Origin of the sequence: Bacillus sp. FSL H7-0578, from assembly GCF_038630855.1 — a bacterium.
Classification (GTDB): Bacteria; Bacillota; Bacilli; order Bacillales; family Bacillaceae; genus Bacillus; species Bacillus safensis.
Genome location: NZ_CP152045.1, coordinates 558,175 through 579,900, shown reverse-complemented (window position 1 = coordinate 579,900; position 21,726 = coordinate 558,175). Strand labels below are relative to the sequence as shown.

23 protein-coding genes, 2 tRNA genes and 2 rRNA genes are annotated in these 21,726 nt (G+C 44.3%); 9 read left to right on the top strand and 18 right to left on the bottom strand.

The window, feature by feature from the left end; all coding sequences use genetic code 11:
* Nucleotides 1-28 precede the first annotated feature (28 nt).
* The 4 genes from MHB41_RS02875 to MHB41_RS02860 form a co-directional block, all read right to left on the bottom strand.
* Nucleotides 29-2,959 (bottom strand): 23S ribosomal RNA (locus MHB41_RS02875).
* A gap of 182 nt (nucleotides 2,960-3,141) precedes the next feature.
* Nucleotides 3,142-4,690 (bottom strand): 16S ribosomal RNA (locus tag MHB41_RS02870).
* Together the 16S and 23S rRNA genes with 2 tRNA genes alongside form the textbook arrangement of a ribosomal RNA operon.
* A gap of 131 nt (nucleotides 4,691-4,821) precedes the next feature.
* Nucleotides 4,822-4,895, bottom strand: a tRNA-Gly gene (locus MHB41_RS02865).
* Between the two features lie 11 nt (nucleotides 4,896-4,906).
* Nucleotides 4,907-4,983: transfer RNA gene (locus MHB41_RS02860), tRNA-Arg, on the bottom strand.
* Nucleotides 4,984-5,352: 369 nt separating this feature from the next.
* Here MHB41_RS02860 and gltP point away from each other — a divergent pair.
* Complete coding sequence (gene gltP, locus MHB41_RS02855) at nucleotides 5,353-6,603, top strand: glutamate-aspartate/proton symporter GltP (protein WP_024425437.1); 1,251 nt, start codon at nucleotides 5,353-5,355, stop codon at nucleotides 6,601-6,603.
* 35 nt (nucleotides 6,604-6,638) lie between these two features.
* Here gltP and MHB41_RS02850 read toward each other — a convergent pair whose 3' ends face one another.
* Nucleotides 6,639-7,658 carry a S66 peptidase family protein gene (locus MHB41_RS02850; RefSeq protein WP_120209044.1) on the bottom strand — a complete coding sequence of 340 codons (1,020 nt, stop codon included), beginning with the start codon at nucleotides 7,656-7,658 and terminating at the stop codon, nucleotides 6,639-6,641.
* 62 nt (nucleotides 7,659-7,720) lie between these two features.
* Nucleotides 7,721-8,596: a DMT family transporter gene (locus MHB41_RS02845; protein ID WP_034284064.1), complete on the bottom strand. Its 876-nt coding sequence runs from the start codon at nucleotides 8,594-8,596 to the stop codon at nucleotides 7,721-7,723.
* A 297-nt stretch (nucleotides 8,597-8,893) separates the two neighbouring features.
* Here MHB41_RS02845 and MHB41_RS02840 point away from each other — a divergent pair, with 297 nt between their 5' ends.
* Both MHB41_RS02840 and MHB41_RS02835 read left to right on the top strand, forming a co-directional pair.
* Entirely contained in the window at nucleotides 8,894-9,619 is a 726-nt protein-coding gene (locus tag MHB41_RS02840) for an AzlC family ABC transporter permease (RefSeq protein WP_041116816.1), read from the top strand.
* The gene (locus tag MHB41_RS02835; protein WP_034284067.1) at nucleotides 9,616-9,942 is read left to right on the top strand and encodes an AzlD domain-containing protein; all 327 of its coding nucleotides are present in this window, start codon (nucleotides 9,616-9,618) and stop codon (nucleotides 9,940-9,942) included. The genes MHB41_RS02840 and MHB41_RS02835 overlap by 4 nt, the downstream gene beginning before the upstream one ends.
* A 36-nt stretch (nucleotides 9,943-9,978) precedes the next feature.
* Here the strand turns inward: MHB41_RS02835 and MHB41_RS02830 are convergent, their stop codons facing one another.
* Nucleotides 9,979-10,641, bottom strand: coding sequence for an O-methyltransferase (locus tag MHB41_RS02830; RefSeq protein ID WP_120209042.1), 663 nt, complete (start codon nucleotides 10,639-10,641; stop codon nucleotides 9,979-9,981).
* A gap of 148 nt (nucleotides 10,642-10,789) precedes the next feature.
* Entirely contained in the window at nucleotides 10,790-10,975 is a 186-nt protein-coding gene (locus MHB41_RS02825; RefSeq protein ID WP_034284069.1) for a CsbD family protein, read from the bottom strand.
* Nucleotides 10,976-11,101: 126 nt separating this feature from the next.
* Here MHB41_RS02825 and MHB41_RS02820 point away from each other — a divergent pair, with 126 nt between their 5' ends.
* Nucleotides 11,102-11,653: a GNAT family N-acetyltransferase gene (locus tag MHB41_RS02820; RefSeq protein ID WP_034284071.1), complete on the top strand. Its 552-nt coding sequence runs from the start codon at nucleotides 11,102-11,104 to the stop codon at nucleotides 11,651-11,653.
* A gap of 4 nt (nucleotides 11,654-11,657) precedes the next feature.
* On the opposite strand, the gene MHB41_RS02815 is transcribed toward MHB41_RS02820, so the two are convergent.
* Complete coding sequence (locus tag MHB41_RS02815; RefSeq protein WP_061110609.1) at nucleotides 11,658-12,245, bottom strand: LysE family transporter; 588 nt, start codon at nucleotides 12,243-12,245, stop codon at nucleotides 11,658-11,660.
* 109 nt (nucleotides 12,246-12,354) lie between these two features.
* Between MHB41_RS02815 and MHB41_RS02810 the strand changes: the two genes are divergently transcribed.
* The gene (locus MHB41_RS02810) at nucleotides 12,355-12,918 is read left to right on the top strand and encodes an XRE family transcriptional regulator (protein WP_024425428.1); all 564 of its coding nucleotides are present in this window, start codon (nucleotides 12,355-12,357) and stop codon (nucleotides 12,916-12,918) included.
* 33 nt (nucleotides 12,919-12,951) lie between these two features.
* Here MHB41_RS02810 and MHB41_RS02805 read toward each other — a convergent pair whose 3' ends face one another.
* The 6 genes from MHB41_RS02805 to MHB41_RS02780 all read right to left on the bottom strand — a co-directional run bounded on the left by MHB41_RS02805 (nucleotide 12,952) and on the right by MHB41_RS02780 (nucleotide 17,026).
* Nucleotides 12,952-13,245: a hypothetical protein gene (locus tag MHB41_RS02805; RefSeq protein ID WP_024427793.1), complete on the bottom strand. Its 294-nt coding sequence runs from the start codon at nucleotides 13,243-13,245 to the stop codon at nucleotides 12,952-12,954.
* A gap of 350 nt (nucleotides 13,246-13,595) precedes the next feature.
* Nucleotides 13,596-14,648: an LLM class flavin-dependent oxidoreductase gene (locus tag MHB41_RS02800; RefSeq protein WP_024427794.1), complete on the bottom strand. Its 1,053-nt coding sequence runs from the start codon at nucleotides 14,646-14,648 to the stop codon at nucleotides 13,596-13,598.
* A 17-nt stretch (nucleotides 14,649-14,665) separates the two neighbouring features.
* Nucleotides 14,666-15,289, bottom strand: coding sequence for a nitroreductase family protein (locus MHB41_RS02795; protein ID WP_024425425.1), 624 nt, complete (start codon nucleotides 15,287-15,289; stop codon nucleotides 14,666-14,668).
* Entirely contained in the window at nucleotides 15,273-15,746 is a 474-nt protein-coding gene (locus MHB41_RS02790; protein ID WP_041116800.1) for a MarR family transcriptional regulator, read from the bottom strand. The genes MHB41_RS02795 and MHB41_RS02790 overlap by 17 nt, the downstream gene beginning before the upstream one ends.
* Nucleotides 15,747-15,854: 108 nt before the next feature.
* The gene (locus MHB41_RS02785; RefSeq protein WP_024427796.1) at nucleotides 15,855-16,397 is read right to left on the bottom strand and encodes a dihydrofolate reductase family protein; all 543 of its coding nucleotides are present in this window, start codon (nucleotides 16,395-16,397) and stop codon (nucleotides 15,855-15,857) included.
* A gap of 77 nt (nucleotides 16,398-16,474) precedes the next feature.
* The gene (locus MHB41_RS02780; RefSeq protein ID WP_024425422.1) at nucleotides 16,475-17,026 is read right to left on the bottom strand and encodes a TetR/AcrR family transcriptional regulator; all 552 of its coding nucleotides are present in this window, start codon (nucleotides 17,024-17,026) and stop codon (nucleotides 16,475-16,477) included.
* Between the two features lie 149 nt (nucleotides 17,027-17,175).
* Here MHB41_RS02780 and MHB41_RS02775 point away from each other — a divergent pair, with 149 nt between their 5' ends.
* From MHB41_RS02775 to MHB41_RS02765, 3 genes are all read left to right on the top strand, one after another.
* Complete coding sequence (locus MHB41_RS02775; protein ID WP_340899281.1) at nucleotides 17,176-17,799, top strand: GNAT family N-acetyltransferase; 624 nt, start codon at nucleotides 17,176-17,178, stop codon at nucleotides 17,797-17,799.
* 68 nt (nucleotides 17,800-17,867) lie between these two features.
* Nucleotides 17,868-18,263, top strand: a complete 396-nt coding sequence (locus MHB41_RS02770) for a VOC family protein (RefSeq protein ID WP_024425420.1) — start codon at nucleotides 17,868-17,870, stop codon at nucleotides 18,261-18,263.
* Nucleotides 18,260-18,799, top strand: coding sequence for a GNAT family protein (locus MHB41_RS02765; protein WP_024427798.1), 540 nt, complete (start codon nucleotides 18,260-18,262; stop codon nucleotides 18,797-18,799). Before MHB41_RS02770 ends, MHB41_RS02765 begins: the two co-directional genes overlap by 4 nt.
* On the opposite strand, the gene MHB41_RS02760 is transcribed toward MHB41_RS02765, so the two are convergent.
* Nucleotides 18,796-19,065 carry a YesK-like family protein gene (locus MHB41_RS02760; RefSeq protein WP_024425418.1) on the bottom strand — a complete coding sequence of 90 codons (270 nt, stop codon included), beginning with the start codon at nucleotides 19,063-19,065 and terminating at the stop codon, nucleotides 18,796-18,798. The genes MHB41_RS02765 and MHB41_RS02760 overlap by 4 nt on opposite strands.
* Before the next feature lie 41 nt (nucleotides 19,066-19,106).
* On the opposite strand from MHB41_RS02760, the gene MHB41_RS02755 reads away from it, so the two are divergent.
* Nucleotides 19,107-19,580, top strand: coding sequence for a GNAT family N-acetyltransferase (locus MHB41_RS02755; RefSeq protein WP_208946086.1), 474 nt, complete (start codon nucleotides 19,107-19,109; stop codon nucleotides 19,578-19,580).
* Here MHB41_RS02755 and MHB41_RS02750 read toward each other — a convergent pair.
* A complete protein-coding gene (locus MHB41_RS02750; protein ID WP_340899285.1) occupies nucleotides 19,572-20,327 on the bottom strand; it encodes a GNAT family N-acetyltransferase in 756 nt (251 codons plus the stop codon). The genes MHB41_RS02755 and MHB41_RS02750 overlap by 9 nt on opposite strands.
* 173 nt (nucleotides 20,328-20,500) lie before the next feature.
* Nucleotides 20,501-21,703: an MFS transporter gene (locus MHB41_RS02745; RefSeq protein WP_087975217.1), complete on the bottom strand. Its 1,203-nt coding sequence runs from the start codon at nucleotides 21,701-21,703 to the stop codon at nucleotides 20,501-20,503.
* Nucleotides 21,704-21,726: the final 23 nt, after the last annotated feature.

The window sequence follows — 21,726 nt, the reverse complement described above, 5'->3', positions numbered from 1 at the left end:
AACAATGTTCATGCTTCACATTAGAATATAGGTTAAGTCCTCGATCTATTAGTATCTGTCAGCTCCACGTGTCACCACGCTTCCACCTCAGACCTATCAACCTGATCATCTTTCAGGGATCTTACTTCCTTGCGGAATGGGAAATCTCATCTTGAGGGGGGCTTCATGCTTAGATGCTTTCAGCACTTATCCCGTCCGCACATAGCTACCCAGCGATGCCCTTGGCAGAACAACTGGTACACCAGCGGTGCGTCCATCCCGGTCCTCTCGTACTAAGGACAGCTCCTCTCAAATTTCCTGCGCCCGCGACGGATAGGGACCGAACTGTCTCACGACGTTCTGAACCCAGCTCGCGTACCGCTTTAATGGGCGAACAGCCCAACCCTTGGGACCGACTACAGCCCCAGGATGCGATGAGCCGACATCGAGGTGCCAAACCTCCCCGTCGATGTGGACTCTTGGGGGAGATAAGCCTGTTATCCCCGGGGTAGCTTTTATCCGTTGAGCGATGGCCCTTCCATGCGGAACCACCGGATCACTAAGCCCGACTTTCGTCCCTGCTCGACTTGTAGGTCTCGCAGTCAAGCTCCCTTGTGCCTTTACACTCTGCGAATGATTTCCAACCATTCTGAGGGAACCTTTGGGCGCCTCCGTTACATTTTAGGAGGCGACCGCCCCAGTCAAACTGCCCACCTGACACTGTCTCCCTGCCCGATAAGGGCAGCGGGTTAGAAGGTCAATACAGCCAGGGTAGTATCCCACCGATGCCTCCACCGAAGCTAGCGCTCCGGTTTCCAAGGCTCCTACCTATCCTGTACAAGCTGTACCAACATTCAATATCAGGCTGCAGTAAAGCTCCACGGGGTCTTTCCGTCCTGTCGCGGGTAACCTGCATCTTCACAGGTACTATAATTTCACCGAGTCTCTCGTTGAGACAGTGCCCAGATCGTTGCGCCTTTCGTGCGGGTCGGAACTTACCCGACAAGGAATTTCGCTACCTTAGGACCGTTATAGTTACGGCCGCCGTTTACTGGGGCTTCAATTCGCACCTTCGCTTACGCTAAGCGCTCCTCTTAACCTTCCAGCACCGGGCAGGCGTCAGCCCCTATACTTCGCCTTACGGCTTCGCAGAGACCTGTGTTTTTGCTAAACAGTCGCCTGGGCCTATTCACTGCGGCTTCTCGGGGCTTTAACACCCTAAGAAGCACCCCTTCTCCCGAAGTTACGGGGTCATTTTGCCGAGTTCCTTAACGAGAGTTCTCTCGATCACCTTAGGATTCTCTCCTCGCCTACCTGTGTCGGTTTGCGGTACGGGCACCTCTCACCTCGCTAGAGGCTTTTCTTGGCAGTGTGGAATCAGGAACTTCGCTACTAAATTTCGCTCGCCATCACAGCTCAGCCTTTACGGGAAACGGATTTGCCTATTTCCCAGCCTAACTGCTTGGACGCGGATATCCAATACCGCGCTTACCCTATCCTCCTGCGTCCCCCCATTGCTCAAATGGTGAGGAGGTGGTACAGGAATATCAACCTGTTGTCCATCGCCTACGCCTTTCGGCCTCGGCTTAGGTCCCGACTAACCCTGAGCGGACGAGCCTTCCTCAGGAAACCTTAGGCATTCGGTGGACGGGATTCTCACCCGTCTTTCGCTACTCATACCGGCATTCTCACTTCTAAGCGCTCCACCAGTCCTTCCGGTCTGGCTTCACAGCCCTTAGAACGCTCTCCTACCACTGTTCGTAAGAACAGTCCGCAGCTTCGGTGATACGTTTAGCCCCGGTACATTTTCGGCGCAGAGTCACTCGACCAGTGAGCTATTACGCACTCTTTAAATGGTGGCTGCTTCTAAGCCAACATCCTGGTTGTCTAAGCAACTCCACATCCTTTTCCACTTAACGTATACTTTGGGACCTTAGCTGGCGGTCTGGGCTGTTTCCCTTTCGACTACGGATCTTATCACTCGCAGTCTGACTCCCAAGGATAAGTCATCGGCATTCGGAGTTTGACTGAATTCGGTAACCCGGTAGGGGCCCCTAGTCCAATCAGTGCTCTACCTCCGAGACTCTTACCTTGAGGCTAGCCCTAAAGCTATTTCGGAGAGAACCAGCTATCTCCAGGTTCGATTGGCATTTCACCCCTACCCACACCTCATCCCCGCACTTTTCAACGTGCGTGGGTTCGGGCCTCCATTCAGTGTTACCTGAACTTCACCCTGGACATGGGTAGATCACCTGGTTTCGGGTCTACGACCACGTACTCATGCGCCCTATTCAGACTCGCTTTCGCTGCGGCTCCGCATCTTCTGCTTAACCTTGCACGGGATCGTAACTCGCCGGTTCATTCTACAAAAGGCACGCCATCACCCGTTAACGGGCTCTGACTACTTGTAGGCACACGGTTTCAGGATCTATTTCACTCCCCTTCCGGGGTGCTTTTCACCTTTCCCTCACGGTACTGGTTCACTATCGGTCACTAGGGAGTATTTAGCCTTGGGAGATGGTCCTCCCGGATTCCGACGGAATTTCACGTGTTCCGCCGTACTCAGGATCCACTCTGGAGAGAACGACATTTCAGTTACAGGGCTGTTACCTTCTTTGGCGGGCCTTTCCAGACCTCTTCGCTTATATCGTTCCTTTGTAACTCCGTATAGAGTGTCCTACAACCCCAAGAGGCAAGCCTCTTGGTTTGGGCTGTTCCCGTTTCGCTCGCCGCTACTCAGGGAATCGCATTTGCTTTCTCTTCCTCCGGGTACTTAGATGTTTCAGTTCCCCGGGTATGCCTTCTCATACTCTATGTATTCAAGTATGGATACTACTCCATTACGAGCAGTGGGTTTCCCCATTCGGAAATCTCCGGATCAAAGCTTGCTTACAGCTCCCCGAAGCATATCGGTGTTCGTCCCGTCCTTCATCGGCTCCTAGTGCCAAGGCATCCACCGTGCGCCCTTTCTAACTTAACCATTTCTTACTTTAGAAAGAATCACTATGTGTGATGAACTTTGCATTGCATTCAATGTGAATGTATTACTTATTGTTATCTAGTTTTCAAAGAACAATCCTGTCTCGCTAGAGACATGTTTTGAAGGAATGATCCTTCAAAACTAAACAAGACGAAAACGTACGCTGCTCCATATATCCTTAGAAAGGAGGTGATCCAGCCGCACCTTCCGATACGGCTACCTTGTTACGACTTCACCCCAATCATCTGCCCCACCTTCGGCGGCTGGCTCCATAAAGGTTACCTCACCGACTTCGGGTGTTGCAAACTCTCGTGGTGTGACGGGCGGTGTGTACAAGGCCCGGGAACGTATTCACCGCGGCATGCTGATCCGCGATTACTAGCGATTCCAGCTTCACGCAGTCGAGTTGCAGACTGCGATCCGAACTGAGAACAGATTTATGGGATTGGCTAAACCTTGCGGTCTTGCAGCCCTTTGTTCTGTCCATTGTAGCACGTGTGTAGCCCAGGTCATAAGGGGCATGATGATTTGACGTCATCCCCACCTTCCTCCGGTTTGTCACCGGCAGTCACCTTAGAGTGCCCAACTGAATGCTGGCAACTAAGATCAAGGGTTGCGCTCGTTGCGGGACTTAACCCAACATCTCACGACACGAGCTGACGACAACCATGCACCACCTGTCACTCTGTCCCCGAAGGGAAAGCCCTATCTCTAGGGTTGTCAGAGGATGTCAAGACCTGGTAAGGTTCTTCGCGTTGCTTCGAATTAAACCACATGCTCCACCGCTTGTGCGGGCCCCCGTCAATTCCTTTGAGTTTCAGTCTTGCGACCGTACTCCCCAGGCGGAGTGCTTAATGCGTTAGCTGCAGCACTAAGGGGCGGAAACCCCCTAACACTTAGCACTCATCGTTTACGGCGTGGACTACCAGGGTATCTAATCCTGTTCGCTCCCCACGCTTTCGCTCCTCAGCGTCAGTTACAGACCAGAGAGTCGCCTTCGCCACTGGTGTTCCTCCACATCTCTACGCATTTCACCGCTACACGTGGAATTCCACTCTCCTCTTCTGCACTCAAGTTTCCCAGTTTCCAATGACCCTCCCCGGTTGAGCCGGGGGCTTTCACATCAGACTTAAGAAACCGCCTGCGAGCCCTTTACGCCCAATAATTCCGGACAACGCTTGCCACCTACGTATTACCGCGGCTGCTGGCACGTAGTTAGCCGTGGCTTTCTGGTTAGGTACCGTCAAGGTGCGAGCAGTTACTCTCGCACTTGTTCTTCCCTAACAACAGAGCTTTACGATCCGAAAACCTTCATCACTCACGCGGCGTTGCTCCGTCAGACTTTCGTCCATTGCGGAAGATTCCCTACTGCTGCCTCCCGTAGGAGTCTGGGCCGTGTCTCAGTCCCAGTGTGGCCGATCACCCTCTCAGGTCGGCTACGCATCGTCGCCTTGGTGAGCCATTACCCCACCAACTAGCTAATGCGCCGCGGGTCCATCTGTAAGTGACAGCCGAAACCGTCTTTCATCCTTGAACCATGCGGTTCAAGGAACTATCCGGTATTAGCTCCGGTTTCCCGGAGTTATCCCAGTCTTACAGGCAGGTTACCCACGTGTTACTCACCCGTCCGCCGCTAACATCCGGGAGCAAGCTCCCTTCTGTCCGCTCGACTTGCATGTATTAGGCACGCCGCCAGCGTTCGTCCTGAGCCAGGATCAAACTCTCCGAAAAAGTACAAAACCGAAGTTTTGCTTTTCGCCAGTTTGACTGACTACCTATGAAGTTTCATAGGATTTTTTTATAAAAACTCGAATTAACAGGTACGTTTTGTCTTGTTTAGTTTTCAAAGATCATGTTCAAAATGGAGCGGGTGATGAGAATCGAACTCACGACATCAGCTTGGAAGGCTGAGGTTTTACCACTAAACTACACCCGCGTGGTTTGTATTGGCGCGCCCGAGAGGAGTCGAACCCCTAACCTTTTGATCCGTAGTCAAACGCTCTATCCAATTGAGCTACGGGCGCTTAATCAGGCGACTTAATTATCTTAACATATCGTTTTTCTTAAGTCAACATCTTTTTAAAATTTGTTTGCCGCATGTGTGTGAACGTCTGCGTTTCAAATACGTCATCAGCGACGAATAAAAATATACCATGAATCACATAAAAGGGTCAATACATTTTTCTAAAAAAGTTTCATGTTTTTTAAAATTGATTTTTTCTTAGATCAATAGACATGTAATAGCCCTATTTTCTTCTCTTTCTTCATAATTCCAATGATTCTTAAATAAAATCTTTCTAAATACAAAGGAGGACAAAACATGGCCACATAGAATTTTTATTTATTAGAAAATTCTTAATACTTTTCCAGACATTTAAAGGAGGTAGGAGATGATGAAAAAGTTTATCGCTTTTCAAATCATGATCGCTTTGGTGATAGGAGCTCTTATCGGCCATTTCTTCCCTGACTTCGGAATGGCACTCAGGCCAATTGGAGATGGATTCATCAGGCTGATTAAAATGATCGTTGTTCCAATCGTTTTCTCTACCATTGTTATTGGTGCAGCCGGCAGCGGCGGCATGAAGAAAATGGGCAGCCTTGGATTAAAGACGATCATTTGGTTTGAGGTCATCACAACCATCGTTCTTGGGATCGGATTATTATTGGCAAACGGGCTAAAGCCTGGGGTTGGCCTCGATTTCTCTAAATTAGCTAAGAAAGATATTGGGGAATTAGATGGTTATACTGAGAAGGTCGTTGACTTTAAACAAATGGTATTAGATATCATTCCAACCAATATCGTCGATGTTATGGCTCAGAATGATTTACTTGCTGTCATTTTCTTCGCCATCTTATTTGGTGTAGCGGCAAGCGGCATCGGTAAAGCTTCTGCTCCTGTTCTCACCTTCTTTGAATCAGTGGCACAAATCATGTTTAAGCTCACACAGATGGTGATGGTGACAGCACCTATTGGGGTTCTTGCATTAATGGCTGCTTCTGTCGGCCAATATGGCATTGTTTTATTAATCCCAATGATGAAGCTTGTCGGGACTGTATTTTTAGGATTATTCATTATTCTCTTTGCTTTATTCCCTCTGGTCGCACTGATCTTCCGTTTTAACTACTTCGAAGTATTAAAAATGATTTGGGATTTGTTCCTTGTTGCCTTCTCTACTACGAGTACTGAAACTGTCCTTCCTCAATTGATGGAACGAATGGAGAAATACGGGTGTCCAAAAAGAATCGTTTCCTTTGTAATTCCATCTGGTCTTTCTCTCAATTGTGACGGATCAAGTTTATATTTATCGGTTGCCTGCGTATTTCTTGCACAAGCGTTTGGTGTCGACATGAGTCTGTCACAGCAGCTTTTGATGATGCTTGTTCTTGTGTTAACGAGTAAAGGTATTGCAGCTGTGCCATCCGGTTCACTCGTTGTTCTTTTGGCAACCGCTCATGCAGTCGGTCTTCCAGCAGAAGGCGTTGCCATCATAGCCGGTGTTGACCGAATTATGGATATGGCACGAACAGGCGTGAATGTTCCAGGGCATGCCGTAGCATGTATTGTCGTATCTAAATGGGAAAAAGTATTCCGTGAGTCAGCGTGGGAAGTTCCTAAAGCGGGTGAAGAAACAAAAGGGATGTAATGTTATATGAAGGAAAGGGTTCACCCTTTCCTTTTTTATGCTAAAAATGTTTGCTTAAGTACGGCTTTTCCTTGAGGTTGCAGCTGTACTTCTGCATATGCCCCATTAATCAGCGTCATTTGCGGCGGGACATGCCCACAATCTATATCGTAAAAAATGGGGATTTGTAGTTCCTTTTGTAATTCTTCATATATATCCTGATACTGATACCCTTCAACAGGCACATCTACTGCACTTCGCCCAAACATCATACCTGAACAGTGATCAAACCACCCTGCTAGTTTTAATTGCACAAGCGATCTCTTCACGCTTGCAGCATTTAATTCGCAGTTTTCGAAATACCAGAGAATTGGTTCATCGTTTATGAATGTTTTCTGAAAAGTTTTGACGTCCCCATAAGGTGTCCCTGCTAAATGACGTATGACATCAATGCAGCCACCCAGCAGTCTTCCCTTTACCATCTTTTCTTGTTGATCAACCGTATGCCATGCAGTAGATTCTGTTAAATGAAAGACATGTTTAATCGGATCGTCACGCTTCCATTCCTTTTGATACATAGATGAAGAAAACTGGCTTATGGCCATTTCCCCTTTTGTTGAAAGCACCTCTTCCCACATGACAGTCGTTTGATCAAGCTCTTCTCCCTGAAGATCTACTAGGTTCGGCCCATGCGCTGTAGCAATGCCTGTTTTTAATGTCAACGCCAGCAGGAGTGCACTCGTATCTGAGTATCCTAGAATCCACTTTTTTTGCATGGATGAGAAATCGAGGTGCTCTAACACTTCCATAAGCAGCTGTCCTCCCCATGGCGGGATGATGTGGTCAATCTCCTCACATGTCATCATGTACTGAAGTTCGTTTGCTCGTTCTATCGCAGGGGCAGATTTTGCCTTTTCCTGATGCCAGACCGTCTCTCCACATATAACATCATAGCCTCTATGTTTCATTCGTTCACATGAAAGCTGAAACATGTCATGCAAAGATGGCTGTACACCTGACGAAGGTGCTGTGACGCCAATTGTTTGTCCTTTTTGCAAATGCGGAAATTGTATCATCCTGTTTCCCTACCCTCTCTCATTTATAAAGAAGATGCCCCTGTTAGAAGGGACATCTTCTTTTATTCCTTTTGACGCAATACAGTATAGACTCCTGCAAAGATACACAGAATCCCAATGAATGAGCGTATCCCCATCTCTTCACCTAAAAGCAGCCAGCCAAGAGCTGTCCCTACGATCGGTTGAAAGAAGAAGAACAGACCGCCGCTCGAGGCATCCATCAATTGAAGCCCTCTATTCCACAAAAAGAATGCTAGAGCTGTTGAGATGATGCCTAGATAGAGAATACCGCCCCAAATCTCTGGCCTGGCCATCTGCTCCACATCTAGATGAGGTAAACGAAATAAAGCAGGTGGTGTTAAGACAATGAATGCAATGATGATCGCATATGTGGTCGTCACGACTTGAGGGTATTTTCCTGGAACTCGTTTCAGCAAAACAGACATCAGCGCCCAAGTTAAAGCAGCGAAAACTAATGAAAGACCGCCAACAAATTCATCTGTTTGCACTGCGACTGGTCCAATCATGAGCCATACACCTGCTGTCGCAAGCAGGATGGATGCGCACTTTCGAACAGTCATAGCTTCTTTTAATAGAAAGAACGCAAACAGCACCATAAAAGCAGGGGTCGCAGATGTAATCACAGCCCCCATTTGTGCCGACGTATACATGGTGCCAATTTCTTGGGTCACAATTGATAGGAAATTTCCGATCAATCCGATCATGACAACAAGCGGGATATCTTTTTTATCTAATCGAAAGGAATAGCCCAAGCGCCAAATGGTGCACACCAGCACGATTCCTGCTACAGCATATCTCATCCATACAAGCTCAAGCGGCGGAACCACCGCTACTGTTACTTTGACAACAACGTACATGCCGCCCCAAATACTTGCAGCGATTGCTAGGTAAAGGGCGCCTATATATTTTTCCTTCATCTTTTCCCCTCCGTTACTGGATATATTGACCGCCATATCCACAAACGGAGATCACTCTCCGTTATGGACGGAGGGTGTTTGGTACATCATGTTCAAATAAAGGCTTCCATAGCATTGTCGTCACCTCATTTGTTTTTATTTTCAGACTACTTTATAACAAATTCTGGTTGACTTCAATCCTTTTTTGTCACCATTTTTCTTCATATAATAGAAGATAAACGGGTATTGACATGCTGAATTCGTTTTCATATAGTAAGTAAAACTATTGGTGGCCACGGAGAAAAGGAGTAGAGGACGTTGGATATTGAAGCGAGGAAACACATTCCCAGCACGGAACATGAACCGTTTCTTGAGGGAATAAAAGATTGTGTGCCAACCCTGCTCGGTTATATGAGTATTGGGTTTGCCTTCGGAATTGTTGGAATTAGCGCACAGTTAAGTATATGGGACATTGCGCTTTTATCGATTTTTATTTACGCAGGTGCTTCACAGTTTATTATCTGTGCACTGCTTGTGACAGGGAGTCCCCTTTCTGCTATTATTTTCACCACATTTATTGTGAATCTGCGTCATTTATTGCTCAGCCTGACGCTTGCTCCTCATTTTACACGCTACTCTGTGAAACAAAATATTGGGTTCGGTCTTTTGCTGACTGATGAATCCTTCGGTGTAGCGATGAATAAATTAGCGCAGCAAGGAAAGCTGAATAACAGGTGGATGCACGGACTGAACATAACGGCGTATTTATGCTGGATTGCAGCCTGCATACTTGGCGGCATTTTTGGACACTGGATTTCAAATCCTGAAGCGCTTGGTCTTGATTTTGCTTTATCAGCGATGTTTGCCGCACTGCTAGTCCTTTCGTTACAGACAGTACCCAAAAATAAGTTAACTCATCGCCTGTCGCTTGTCTTGTATATGGTCGTTGCCATGTTTGTTCTGCTTCATTTTGTTCCATCACATGTGGCTGTTCTCATAGCTACTGTACTTGTCGCAACCATTGGGGTGGTGACAGATAAATGATCAGCAGCTTTATGTTATGGCTCATTGTTGGTTGTATGATCGTCACCGTCATTCCGAGAGTCGTACCCTTTATATTTGTACGGAGTATTCAGCTGCCTGAAGTGGTGCTGAAATGGTTATCGTTTATTCCTATTTGTATCTTTGCAGCTTTGATTGCAGAGCATCTCTTCATCCATACAACAACAGGCACAGGCGTCACTATCCACTGGATGTATCTGGCTGTCTTGACTCCTACTGTACTCATTGCTGTTTGGACCAAAAGCTTGTCACTTACTGTTCTTGTCGGCGTCATGCTGATGGGCACTGCTAGATGGTTTTTCTAAAAGAAAAAGCTTAACCACATGTGGTTAAGCTTTGTTTCATTTGACGATTCCGTATACAAATCCATCATAACCTTTTTCCCCAACAGTTTGAATCGCTGTTGCCTCTATTCTCGGCTCTTGTTTGAGCAAATCGAAAAATTCACGAGTTCCTTGTACTCGTTCATCCTCATCAGAGTTATGAAGGACTGCACCATTTCTGACGACATTGTCTGCAATAATCACTGTTCCCTTTTTCGAGAAATCTAACGCCCACTTCAGATATTTCGGATTGTTCGGTTTATCTGCATCAATGAAAATGAAATCGAATGGAAGCGCAGCCTTCTCTTTTAACTGAGATAACGTATCTAATGCCTTTCCTTCCAAAATGCTCACCCGTTCCGATAAGCCCGCTCTGCTGATGTTTTGCTGTGCGATCTGTACATGATGGCTGACAGCCTCTAATGTGATGAGTTCCCCATCCTCCTCAAGAGCACGCGCCAGCCAAATAGTACTGTATCCACCGAGTGTCCCGATTTCTAAAATGCGCTTTGCATTCTTCGTTTTTGCTAATAAATAAAGCATTTTCCCTTGGGCTGGTGACACATCAATTTCTGGCAGACCCGCTTGCTTATTATGAGTAAGGGTTTGCTCCAATACATCATCTTTAGGGATCAGCTTGTCTGTGATATACTCGTCGACGTTCTCCCACACGTGCTCCATTTCATCCATCTCCCTTGATCATGTCTTCTATATCAAGTCTATATGATGATCGTGAGAACGTATAATCAATTCTTTTCACACATCTATTCATTTTTTTGATGAAAGACATGTGATGAGGAATACATGAAGCAACCTACTAGTTTCGGTTCTACTCGTTCAGCTTATTTTTGACATCCCCTTTTTTATCTTGAAGCTTTCCTTTTGCTTGATCCTTTTTCCCTTCTGCTTTCAAGTTTTGATGATCGGCTGCTTCACCAAGCTTTTCTTTGACTTGACCTTTGACTTGATTTGTTTTTCCTTTCGCTTTATCCATATGTCCTTTTTCTTTACTCATTTGTTCCACCTCCACGTTTGATACTATTCATTTAGCCTTTTTGAAAGATACAAAACATCTGAGTGTGCGATGTACACGTTTCAGGTATGATAGACATACTGGAAAGAAGGGTGGGTGTTCTCATTAATGATCATCTCTAAAAAGATATTCACAGTTCGTGGGTTGACCTATCATATTCGGTCCGCTTCAGCGGCTGATGCCAAGCAGTTATCAGCTCTCAGACTGAAAATCGATGGTGAAACAGAATATTTAGACCGTGAACCAGGCGAAGCCTTTCTTGATGAAAAAGCATTTGAGGCTTTGATTCAAGAGGATACTAAACAAAGCCGGCATTTATTTTTGGTCGCTGCTATTGAAGGAAAAATTGTCGGTTTTTCAAGATGCGAGGGCCATTTACTCAAGCGATCTGCTCACAAAGTGACATTTGGCGTTGCCATCCAGAAAGATGCTTGGGGCTATCACATCGGGAAAGAGCTTTTAGCCGCTTCGATCGACTGGGCAGATCAGCAGGGTATTCAGAAGATGTCACTTCAAGTGCTGGAAACGAACAAAAAAGCCATTCGGTTATATGAGAACCACGGCTTTTTGATTGAAGGCGTATTAAAAAACGATAAACGGCTGAGTGACGGATTATATTATGATACTGTTGTGATGGGCAGACAGCGGCCAAGCTCCTGACTACTTACATCACATAGTCCCATATCATTGAAATCGCACTGTATATCAGAAGCAGCCCCATCACATACTGGAACGGTTTTTCGTAAGCAGTCAAAAAACGCTTATACAAAGAGCCAAATAAGCTCCAGCTGAATGTACCGAGAAAGCCAATGAGTGCGAGAATCAGCGTCCATATGACATACTGCATATTAGATTGTCCATATGGCAAAACAAATGTTGAAATCACAGTCAATCCATACAAGATCGCTTTTGGGTTGATAAATTGCAGCATCATACCAGGGATAAAATGATTGTAGCGATCAAGTGTTTCGTCATTCCCGCCTTTACTTTTCATGATTTTGACCGCTAAATAAATCATGTATGCAGCTCCGATGAACGCCATGACCCAGCCTATTTTCGGCATCACTTGATAAAGAATGATATTAAAGAAACAGCTCAAACACAAAATAACGAGAAATCCGATCCCCACACCTAAACAAAATCGAAATGTTTGCTTGACCCCATATTTATTCGTAAAGACCATGGCCATGATGTTGTTTGGCCCTGGGGTAAAGCTGCTAACAAAAGCATAGATCAACATAGATACAATCAAGATGAAACCTCCCTTATACGTTATATAGACTTTAATTACTTTATTACGTATGATGCGTTTTATTGTACCGTTTGATCTTTATAAAGTAAATAGAGAAAGGAGTTTTTTCATGGAAGACGTACAATCGATTATTTCGAAAAATGTGAGGCTTCTTAGAGATCAAAAAAAATTGAGCCTAGAAAAGATGGCAGAATTAACTGGTGTCAGCAAGACGATGATTGGACAAATTGAAAGAGGAGAATCGACCCCTACCATCACGACTTTGTGGAAAATCGCCAACGGATTAAAGGTATCTTTTAGTGAGCTCATTCACGCACCACAGCCTGAAATCAAGGTAGTACGCAAGGAAGATGCACAGGTTTTAACTGAAGATGATGGAAAATATCGTGTATACACGACTTTCCCTTTCGACGACCGGGGGAAATTTGAAATGTACCGAGTGGAAATTGATCGAGGCGGGTCGCTTCGTGCGAGTGAACACATTGGGGGAACAGAAGAATTGATCACTGTTTTTGAGGGAGTCCTTGATTTATCCATTGGTGATGAACAATACACCTTAAAAGCCGGAGACTCTATTCGTTTTAAAGCGGACCGGACGCACACGTATAAACAAACCGGAGAACAAATGGTACGGATGCAAATGATTCTTTATTATCCTCATGAAAAAAGCTGACAGGCTTGTCCACCTGTCAGCTTTGCGTTTTATTTAATTAAATCCCGGATCGCGTACCACTGTTCCAGTAAATGTGACTCTATATTTTCCTAATCCTAATTCTTCAATAGAGGTTTGTTTTAAAATCCCTACCCAGCCATCCTCTGCATATACAATACTTTCTGGGATGTTTGATGTCGTATATGTTCTTGTTACTGAAACAGTTCGACTGGCCTGCGCCGTTACTTCACTTTTTGTTTGCTCCTTTGCTTCCACTGGAGCAGTTGCGACCCCAGCACCCGTTAAGACAATTGCTCCAACCAAAACAGAAGACATGACCTTTTTCACAAAAAAATCCCTCCCTTTTTTGTTGAACGTATAAACTATACCATAATTTAGAACTTTTGTAAGTTTATTTTTTCATTTTTTAGAAAATTATGATATCATTGTCTTATGCTGGATAGAGAGTGTTACATACTTCTATGCATTTATCCTCATCTCAATCTAGTGAAACAATTGTGAACGGAGGTGATTTCATGAAAAAATGGCTCATCTGTTTTCAACTTGTTTTCCTCTTCTCTTTGGCGATCACACCGTTTGCTTCTGCTGCCAAATGCCCTACAGTAAAACCATGTATCACTGATCCTTAAGCATAAGAAAAGGCCGATCAAGCCTATTCTCTTGATCGGCCTTTTTATTTATTTTTGCTCTGCTTCCCAGCGGGCAACCTCTTCTCTTACTTTAGGAGCCACTTCTTTTCCAAATAGCTCAATGGCTTTCAGCACTTGATCATGCGGCATTGAACCAACCGGTACATGAAGCATAAAACGTGTGATGCCTACATTTTTTCTAAGGTGAATGACTTTCTCTGCCACTGTATCTGGATCTCCTACATACAGCGCGCCTTCTAAAGTTCTCGCTGCATCAAACGTAGAACGAGTATAAGGTCCCCAGCCGCGCTCTCTCGCTAATGTGTTCATCACATGCTGTGTAGATGGGAAGAATTGATCTGCTGCCATGTCTGTTTCTGCCGCAACAAATCCATGAGAATGTGATGCTACAGTTAAGTTCTCAGGGTCATGTCCAGCGTGCACTGCCGCTTGCTTGTACAGCTGAACGAGCGGTGCGAACTGTCTAGGACTTCCGCCAATAATGGCAAGTACAAGCGGTAACCCTAGTAATCCAGCACGTACGACAGATTCACGGTTTCCTCCACTGCCGATCCAGATTGGAAGCGGATCTTGAACAGGTCTTGGGTACACCCCAACATCCTGAATGGATGGGCGATGCTTTCCGCTCCATGTTACACGCTCTGACTGCTGTAATTTCAACAGCAAATCAAGCTTTTCTTCAAATAATTCTTCATAGTCATCAAGGTCATAGCCAAAGAGCGGGAATGATTCAATAAATGAACCACGGCCTGCCATAATTTCTGCACGTCCGTTTGATAGTCCATCTAGCGTTGCAAAATCCTGAAATACACGAACAGGATCTGCTGATGAAAGAACTGTCACAGCACTTGTCAGACGAATATTTTTTGTTTGTGTGGCTGCAGCCGCTAAGACGACAGCTGGATTCGATGCGGCGAAATCCTCACGGTGATGCTCACCTACGCCAAATACATCGAGACCGACTTGATCTGCTAAAATAATTTCTTCTACTACTTCTCGAATACGCTGTGCGTGACTGACTGTTTTTCCTGTTTGAAAATCGGGTGTTGTTTCAACAAATGTACTAATTCCTAGTTCCATAATGGGAACCCCCTGTCTTATAAATATGTCACAAATTCAGAAACTGGCTTTCTATAGCCTCTCGCTTGTCTGCTCTCTACTTTTTCTTTTCCGAGTGTAATCATTAACACAGGAACCAAATCTGATTGAATGTTTAATACCTTTTTCATTGCTTCGGGATCAAAACCGATCATCGGGCAAGTATCCCAGCCTTTATTTTTAGCGGCAAGCATAAACAGCATGGCAGATAAGGAAGCATTGCGGATCGCCTCTTCCTTCTGGAAATCGGCTCCTCTCTGCACATAAAAGCTCATGGTCTCTCTGACCATTTCTTCATATTGCTGCGCATTGATAATGCCTAGCATTTTTAGGCCTTCATATATGTTCCCTGCGTGCTCATAAGCTTTTGGATCTCCGAGTACGATGATCGCTGCTGAAGCAGAGTGCACTTTATATTGTCCAAATGCCGCTTCTCTTACTTGTTCTTTCAGCTCTTCTGTTTGGACGACAACATATTGTGTATGCTGTAAGTTAAAAGCTGATGGTGCCAGCTTGACCTCTTCAAATATGCTGTTAAGCTCTTCTCTCGAAATCGAGATATTTGGCAAAAAATTTGATGCGGATCGTCTTTCACGTACCAACGTATCAAAGCTGAGTGTCATCTTGTTTCCCCTTTTCGCGAAGTTGTTTTGCACCTAAACCGATTTTTTTCAGTAATTCAATGAGCTGCTCTTTTTCTTCTTTTTCAATAAAGGCTAGATTTTGCGAAATGACCTCTGTGTGTTTAGGGAAAATATCGTCAAACAATTGCTTCCCTTTTTCCGTCAGCCGTACATGAAATACCCGCTTATCTGAAGGCGCACATTGCCTTTTCACCAGTTCTTGTTTTTCTAGTTTGTTCACGACATATGTCATGCTTCCACTTGGGATTGAGAGGATATCGCTAATTTTTTGAACAGGCTGAGGCCCTTTACTGTAGAGCAATTCAAGGATCTGAAAGTTTTCAAATCCGATATCATAACGTTCAATGTCTTTTTGGATATTTGTAAAAAGGGCTTGATAGGCTTTCATCCACACGCGGAATAGCCTTAAATCTAATTCATGATCATGCTGCACCATGGCAACTACTCCTTTTTCAAGAAATCCTAGTGTTAGGATAAATTTATCCTAACACTAGGATTTTTTCTTGTCAACGAGTTTATTTCATAAAAAAAAGACCACCTTGGTTCAGTGATCCTCTTCTTTTAAGATAAAATGCATTTCAGCAATTTGTTTATATTGATTTACTTCCTGTAATGAAAACTTGGATTCAAGATCCGCCGGCGAAAAGAGAGGAATTCCTCTTCCAATGATGACAGGTACGATTTGAAGAAAAAGCTCATCAACCAATCTTTCTTTTATGAAAGATTGAAGCAGTCCCCCGCCGCCGACAATCCAAATATTCCGGCCTGTTTCATTCTTTAATTTTTTCACAAATGATAAGACATCTTCGCGAATGATATGGGTTCCTTCCAGACTGTCTTGTAACGTACGTGACATGATATAACATGTCTTTCCTTCATAAGGAAACTCATCTGGTGACAGCTGAAGCACTTGTTCATATGTATTGCGCCCCATGATCAGCGTATCGACTGACGCATAAAAGGTGTCGTAGCTCGTTTCTTCTTCGCCCTCTGTCCCTATCAGCCAATCGAGCCGGTGATCCTCTCTCGCTAAATATCCATCGATACTCATCGCCCCATAAAAAAGCAGCTTCCTTTTCTCACTCACTCCCACCACTCCCTTACTTCAAATAAGAACATATATTCTATTTTATCAAAAAGGAAAGACAAAGGCTACATAACTTTTTACGATTCCTGTTCCACCTTGAGAAGAAGTTCGTATAATTTATGCGCGAGCTTGCCGGCATCAATGGTCATTTCTTCGTGAATCCATTCCTCGAGTACACCCACGACACCAGACACGACAAAAGAGGCCTCTATTTGCTCATTCTCTGTAATCGGCCGCTGATCAAGCTGCCATTCTTTCATGATTTTTTCTTTGAAAAATGCTTTGAATTGGTTTGTCGTTGGACCATTTGGTTTTACAAATAACGTCAACATATATTGATTCTCTTTCAAGTACTCCGTCGTTTTGTTTAAAAAGGAAAGCATATCAAGAGGGTCCTGACTTGGAAAGGTTTCATCATATAACCCCCCGAGCTGATCGAATAGTTCTTTCTCAAGCTGTTCATATAAATCAAACACATCTTGATAGTGCAAATAAAAGGTTCCCCTGCCTAAATCCGCTTTCCTTGATAGCTCTGATACCGTAATCTGCTGCACTTCCTTTTCCTTTAACAGCTCAAGGAAGCTTTCCCGAATGGCTCTTTTTGTTTTGATTGTTCGTCTGTCCTTCATGACATCCCCTCCATTGTTGAACAATCAGGCGCCAAATGTCTATTTATGAACAGGATCTCATCCATTGCCGATGTTCGATTGGTTTACTTCTTATTATACTCAACACATGTTCAATAATCTATATGTGTTCAGTAAAGGAGGACCATTATATGTTTCATTTTAGACTTGCTAGAGAGGATGAACTGCCTCAAGTGGCAGAGTTGTTAGATGATTCGTTTCATGACTATTCATTTTTTGACCTATTATGTGAAAAGGTCTCAAACCGGTCTGCTTTCGCTCGTCAGCTGCATTTGGTCAATACAAAGGTGTATTTTCAGCATCAAATCTGTTTGGTCGGGGTTGAAAACGAGAACATTGTGTCTGCTGCCCTTTTAAAGCATCCGCGTCTTCCTGAACCAAGCTTCATGGATTATGTGTTATCAGGTGGGTTAAAGCTGCTCTTCATTGGCGGTATATCGGCGGTTCAGCATGTGTTCCGTGTGTTAAAGGAGGCGAAAAAGGCATGTTCTTCCTTAAAGCAGCCTTACTGGTATTTAGAAGCACTTGTCGTGGCAAAAGACCAGCAAGGAAAAAAACTCGGAAGCCGCATGTTAAAGCAATGCCTTTTTCCCTTTATCGCCCGGCAAGGCGGCGGACTGTTTACACTGATGACACACAACGAGGCCAATCGTCATTTCTACCGAAAAAATGGCTGGATGGAGTTTGATGAAAGGGTACTGCGTGGAAAGGAAGTGTCCTTGGAAAGCTGGAGCTATAAAACCGTGATTAAATAAGGTATCCTCTTCAGGTGATGATATAATAGAGTCAGTTCAATCAATGATCATACTTGGAGGAGAGACTGATGATACGACGACTTGATCATATCGTGTTGACTGTACAACATATGGAGGACACCATTCGCTTTTATACAAACGTATTAGGGATGAAGGAAGAAACTTTTGGTGAAGGCCGTAAAGCGCTTCGTTTTGGTTTACAGAAGATCAACCTTCATGAAGCTGGTCATGAATTTGAGCCAAAAGCAGCTCATCCTCTTCCTGGATCTCATGATTTGTGCTTTATCACCGATTTAGACATGGACAGTTTGCTGCTGCACCTCCGGAAGCAAGTGGTCCCCATTGAAGAGGGGCCGGTCAGACGCACAGGTACATTAGGTCCAATTGAATCTGTTTATATCCGTGATCCTGATCTGAATTTAATTGAAATCTCTCGATATATAGAGGAGGGTGATCCGTCATGACTCGTATATTTTTGAGACCGATTGAAGAGCAAGATTATCCTGGTATTCAAAGAGGATGCCAGCATGCAGAAACACTTTATATGACTGGCACACGCAAAACGTTCACACTAGAAGAAATTCGCTCCGCCTATACTCGCTTTTTGCAAGATGACAGCAGACGAGATTTCGCCATTTGTCTGCTAGACACGAAAGAGATGATTGGAGATGCGGCGATTGTGGACATTGATCCAATCAATCATACGGCAAGCTTCCGCATTGCGCTTCACGGGCCAGAGCATTTTCAAAAAGGCTATGGCACTGAAGCTGTTCGGATGGTTCAAGCATTTGCCTTTGACACATTAGAACTCAACCGTCTTGAGCTTGAAGTCTTTTCCCACAATCCAAGGGCCTTTCGAAGCTATGAGAAAGCCGGATTTCAATACGAAGGAAAAAGACGCCAAGCGCTCTATTTCAACGGTACATACTCAGATGTCATCATCATGGGCATCCTTCGTGAAGAATATAAAAACATGATGAATACAGATGCTCCTGCTTAAGAAGGGTCATCTTTTTTAAAAAATTGAATTCCAGTGACGATGATTAAACAAATAATGGAAGAGAGAACGATAGAGATACTCGCTAGACTAAGCACCATGCCTTCCCATCTGCCAATAAAAAAACTAACAATCAATAAAACCAAACCAAATAAAATCAAGCATATTGGGACAATGAACCCCGCATGGCGCTGCCGGCGTCTTTTCCCTGCCCACCATGAGAGACACAAGACAACGATTGTAAAAAAGGCGGTTTGCAGCCAGAACATGTGATATCAACTCCTAACCCATAACAATGGAGGTACTTCAAATGAACATTAGACCCATTGAGCAAAAAGACAACCCGTATATCGCAGCGATTATCCGCCAGTCACTAGAATCAGCGAATCTAGCGATTGAAGGAACAGCCTACACTGATCCCCAACTTGACCAGCTTTTCGAATACTATCAATCATTGACTCATGCAGCCTATTGGATTGCTGAAGAGCAGGGTGAGATTGTGGGCGGTGTAGGGATTGCTCCATTTACAAAGGGAGTATGTGAATTACAAAAGCTTTATTTAAGTCCAAAAGCACAAGGAAAAGGTGCGGGCAAAAAACTGATGGATACGGCGCTGGAATATGCCTCTGCATACTACGAAGCGTGTTATTTAGAAACCCGCCGGGAATTAACAGCAGCTATAGGCCTTTATCATCGATATGGCTTTTCTCTTCTTTCAGAACCGCTTGAAGGCTCTGAGCATTCTGCAATGGATGCTTGGTATCTCAAAACCTTCTCATCTTGAACCATAAAACAATCGATAGGTTTTGAGCCTATGAAAGCCTAACTTCTCTGCTAGTTTGATTGAAGCTAGGTGATGGACATCGCAATCCCAATGCGGTGTCCTCTTTTTTTCAAGACAGATGCTGATCATATGCTGAGCGGCCAGCAGCGCCAAACCTTTTCCGCGATAAGACTCATCTGTCCAAATATCTATCTCCGCACGATCCATACTTGAAAAAATAGAGACGCATTCACTTACCACGTTCTCTCCATTTAAAATGGCAATCCCGATTCCCTTTGATAGAAAACGAGCTGTTTCTCCCCAATAGGCTTCGTAATAGCTAGGAGGGAAAGCACTGCTTGCAGTCATCACCTGCTCATTTGTCCGCTCTACTCTATAGCCTGGATGAGGCTGAGTGGCATGAGAATATGCCTGTGAATAAACGTACGCATGTCTTTCCATTTCATTCAGATGTAACCCAAGACATTTTTTCATCATCGCATCTGTTAATGGATTTGCTGAAAATATGGTAAATCGGCCGTTTTGTCTTTTCTGCCTTTCGTACACATCCACGATAAAGGCTGAGGAACGTAACAGCTCCGCTTCACTCCTTCCTGCTACATAATAAATGCCGCATGAAGCTTCGAGAAAATAAACAAGCGGATGCGCTTCATTATCTACATAAAGATTTCCTTGAATAAAACCATCCATGACCGCATCTACAAACACTGGATATGCCGGATCAATCTGCCGAATTCCTTTTTTCATTGATGGTGTATTTTGCCGTTCTAAGAGATGTACGAATTCTCCTCCTTTCCTTCCATTATAAAGAAAAAGCTGCTGACATTCAGGTCTCTTTTCAGCAAAAGGAATTCTTCTGCATCAATCACGCAATTAAAGAAAGAGACCTTAGTTAAAAGGTCTCTTTCTTCTGCATGACATTATTCTGCCGCTGCCTCTTCTGACACTTTTCCCTTCCAAATCAGGGTTAAGCCTAATCCAAGAAATAAGACAACACCTGCGAATAGAAATGGGAAGTGAATATTTTGGTCAAATAAGATGCCGCCAAGTGCCGGCCCGAAAATCGTACCTAGGCTTGTGTAGGTGGAGTTCATTCCTGCGACAAATCCTTGCTGGTTGCCAGCGATTTTAGATAAGAAGGTCGTTAATGCTGGACGTAATAAATCAAAGGCAAGGAAAATGACACATGTGACAATCAGAACAACCAAAAAGCCTGAAACAACAGTTGAAACGAAAGCAAGGACAGCCCCGATAATCAGACATAGCTGAATGACTCTTTTTTCTCCTAGGGCATTTACCAGTTTACCAAACACAAGTACTTGTATGATGACAGCCACAATCGAGCTGACGGTAATGATCACGGCAATATCTTTTGGACCAAATCCAAACTTATGATTTGTGAACAAGCTAAAGACTGTTTCATATGCAGATAGTCCAAATGCGAGGACAAACACAATGATAAAGGCGATGAGGTAGCTTGGATGAATTGATTTTTTCAAATCTTTAAAGAAAGTCGATTCTTTCACTTCATTCATTTGCTTCTCTCGCTCTTCTTTTGTTAAAGGCTCCTTTAGCATAAACATAGACGAAATGACGGCAATAAACGCAATCCCTGCCGCAAAGAAGAATGGCAGGCGTACGCCGTATTCTGCTATAAACCCGCCAATTCCCGGACCGATGATAAAACCAGTACTAATGGCCGCAGAGACATAGCCCATTGCCTTTGATCTTTCTTGAACGGTCGTAATATCTGCGACATACGCAGTGACAGCCGGCATAATAAATGCCGCACTAATACCGCCTAGAAGCCTTGCAAAATACAGAACATACACGTGTGTACCAAGACCAAAAACGAGTTCTGATAACGCGAATAGAAACAGCCCAGACACAATCATAATCTTTCTTCCGTAGCGGTCTACCCATCTCCCTGCAATAGGTGATGCGATGAGCTGGGCAACGGCAAACGCCGCCACAAGGTATCCCATCGTACTCCCTGTTAGATGCATGACATTCATGAATAGCGGCATGACAGGAATAATGAGACCGATGCCTAAAAACGCAATAAATATATTACTTAATAAAATCACGAGTACTGCTTTTTGCTCACGAATCGGTTTTTGCATGATGTTTGTTTCCCCTTTACTGA

What these genes read in the sequence shown, in the direction of transcription:
- gltP (WP_024425437.1), top strand. Translation starts at nt 5,353, where the DNA reads ATGAAAAAGTTTATCGCTTTTCAAATCATGATCGCTTTGGTGATAGGA.
- MHB41_RS02850 (WP_120209044.1), bottom strand. Translation starts at nt 7,658, where the DNA reads ATGATACAATTTCCGCATTTGCAAAAAGGACAAACAATTGGCGTCACA.
- MHB41_RS02845 (WP_034284064.1), bottom strand. Translation starts at nt 8,596, where the DNA reads ATGAAGGAAAAATATATAGGCGCCCTTTACCTAGCAATCGCTGCAAGT.
- MHB41_RS02835 (WP_034284067.1), top strand. Translation starts at nt 9,616, where the DNA reads ATGATCAGCAGCTTTATGTTATGGCTCATTGTTGGTTGTATGATCGTC.
- MHB41_RS02830 (WP_120209042.1), bottom strand. Translation starts at nt 10,641, where the DNA reads ATGGAGCACGTGTGGGAGAACGTCGACGAGTATATCACAGACAAGCTG.
- MHB41_RS02825 (WP_034284069.1), bottom strand. Translation starts at nt 10,975, where the DNA reads ATGAGTAAAGAAAAAGGACATATGGATAAAGCGAAAGGAAAAACAAAT.
- MHB41_RS02820 (WP_034284071.1), top strand. Translation starts at nt 11,102, where the DNA reads ATGATCATCTCTAAAAAGATATTCACAGTTCGTGGGTTGACCTATCAT.
- MHB41_RS02810 (WP_024425428.1), top strand. Translation starts at nt 12,355, where the DNA reads ATGGAAGACGTACAATCGATTATTTCGAAAAATGTGAGGCTTCTTAGA.
- MHB41_RS02800 (WP_024427794.1), bottom strand. Translation starts at nt 14,648, where the DNA reads ATGGAACTAGGAATTAGTACATTTGTTGAAACAACACCCGATTTTCAA.
- MHB41_RS02795 (WP_024425425.1), bottom strand. Translation starts at nt 15,289, where the DNA reads ATGACACTCAGCTTTGATACGTTGGTACGTGAAAGACGATCCGCATCA.
- MHB41_RS02790 (WP_041116800.1), bottom strand. Translation starts at nt 15,746, where the DNA reads ATGGTGCAGCATGATCATGAATTAGATTTAAGGCTATTCCGCGTGTGG.
- MHB41_RS02780 (WP_024425422.1), bottom strand. Translation starts at nt 17,026, where the DNA reads ATGAAGGACAGACGAACAATCAAAACAAAAAGAGCCATTCGGGAAAGC.
- MHB41_RS02775 (WP_340899281.1), top strand. Translation starts at nt 17,176, where the DNA reads ATGTTTCATTTTAGACTTGCTAGAGAGGATGAACTGCCTCAAGTGGCA.
- MHB41_RS02770 (WP_024425420.1), top strand. Translation starts at nt 17,868, where the DNA reads ATGATACGACGACTTGATCATATCGTGTTGACTGTACAACATATGGAG.
- MHB41_RS02765 (WP_024427798.1), top strand. Translation starts at nt 18,260, where the DNA reads ATGACTCGTATATTTTTGAGACCGATTGAAGAGCAAGATTATCCTGGT.
- MHB41_RS02760 (WP_024425418.1), bottom strand. Translation starts at nt 19,065, where the DNA reads ATGTTCTGGCTGCAAACCGCCTTTTTTACAATCGTTGTCTTGTGTCTC.
- MHB41_RS02755 (WP_208946086.1), top strand. Translation starts at nt 19,107, where the DNA reads ATGAACATTAGACCCATTGAGCAAAAAGACAACCCGTATATCGCAGCG.
- MHB41_RS02750 (WP_340899285.1), bottom strand. Translation starts at nt 20,327, where the DNA reads ATGAAAAAAGGAATTCGGCAGATTGATCCGGCATATCCAGTGTTTGTA.
- MHB41_RS02745 (WP_087975217.1), bottom strand. Translation starts at nt 21,703, where the DNA reads ATGCAAAAACCGATTCGTGAGCAAAAAGCAGTACTCGTGATTTTATTA.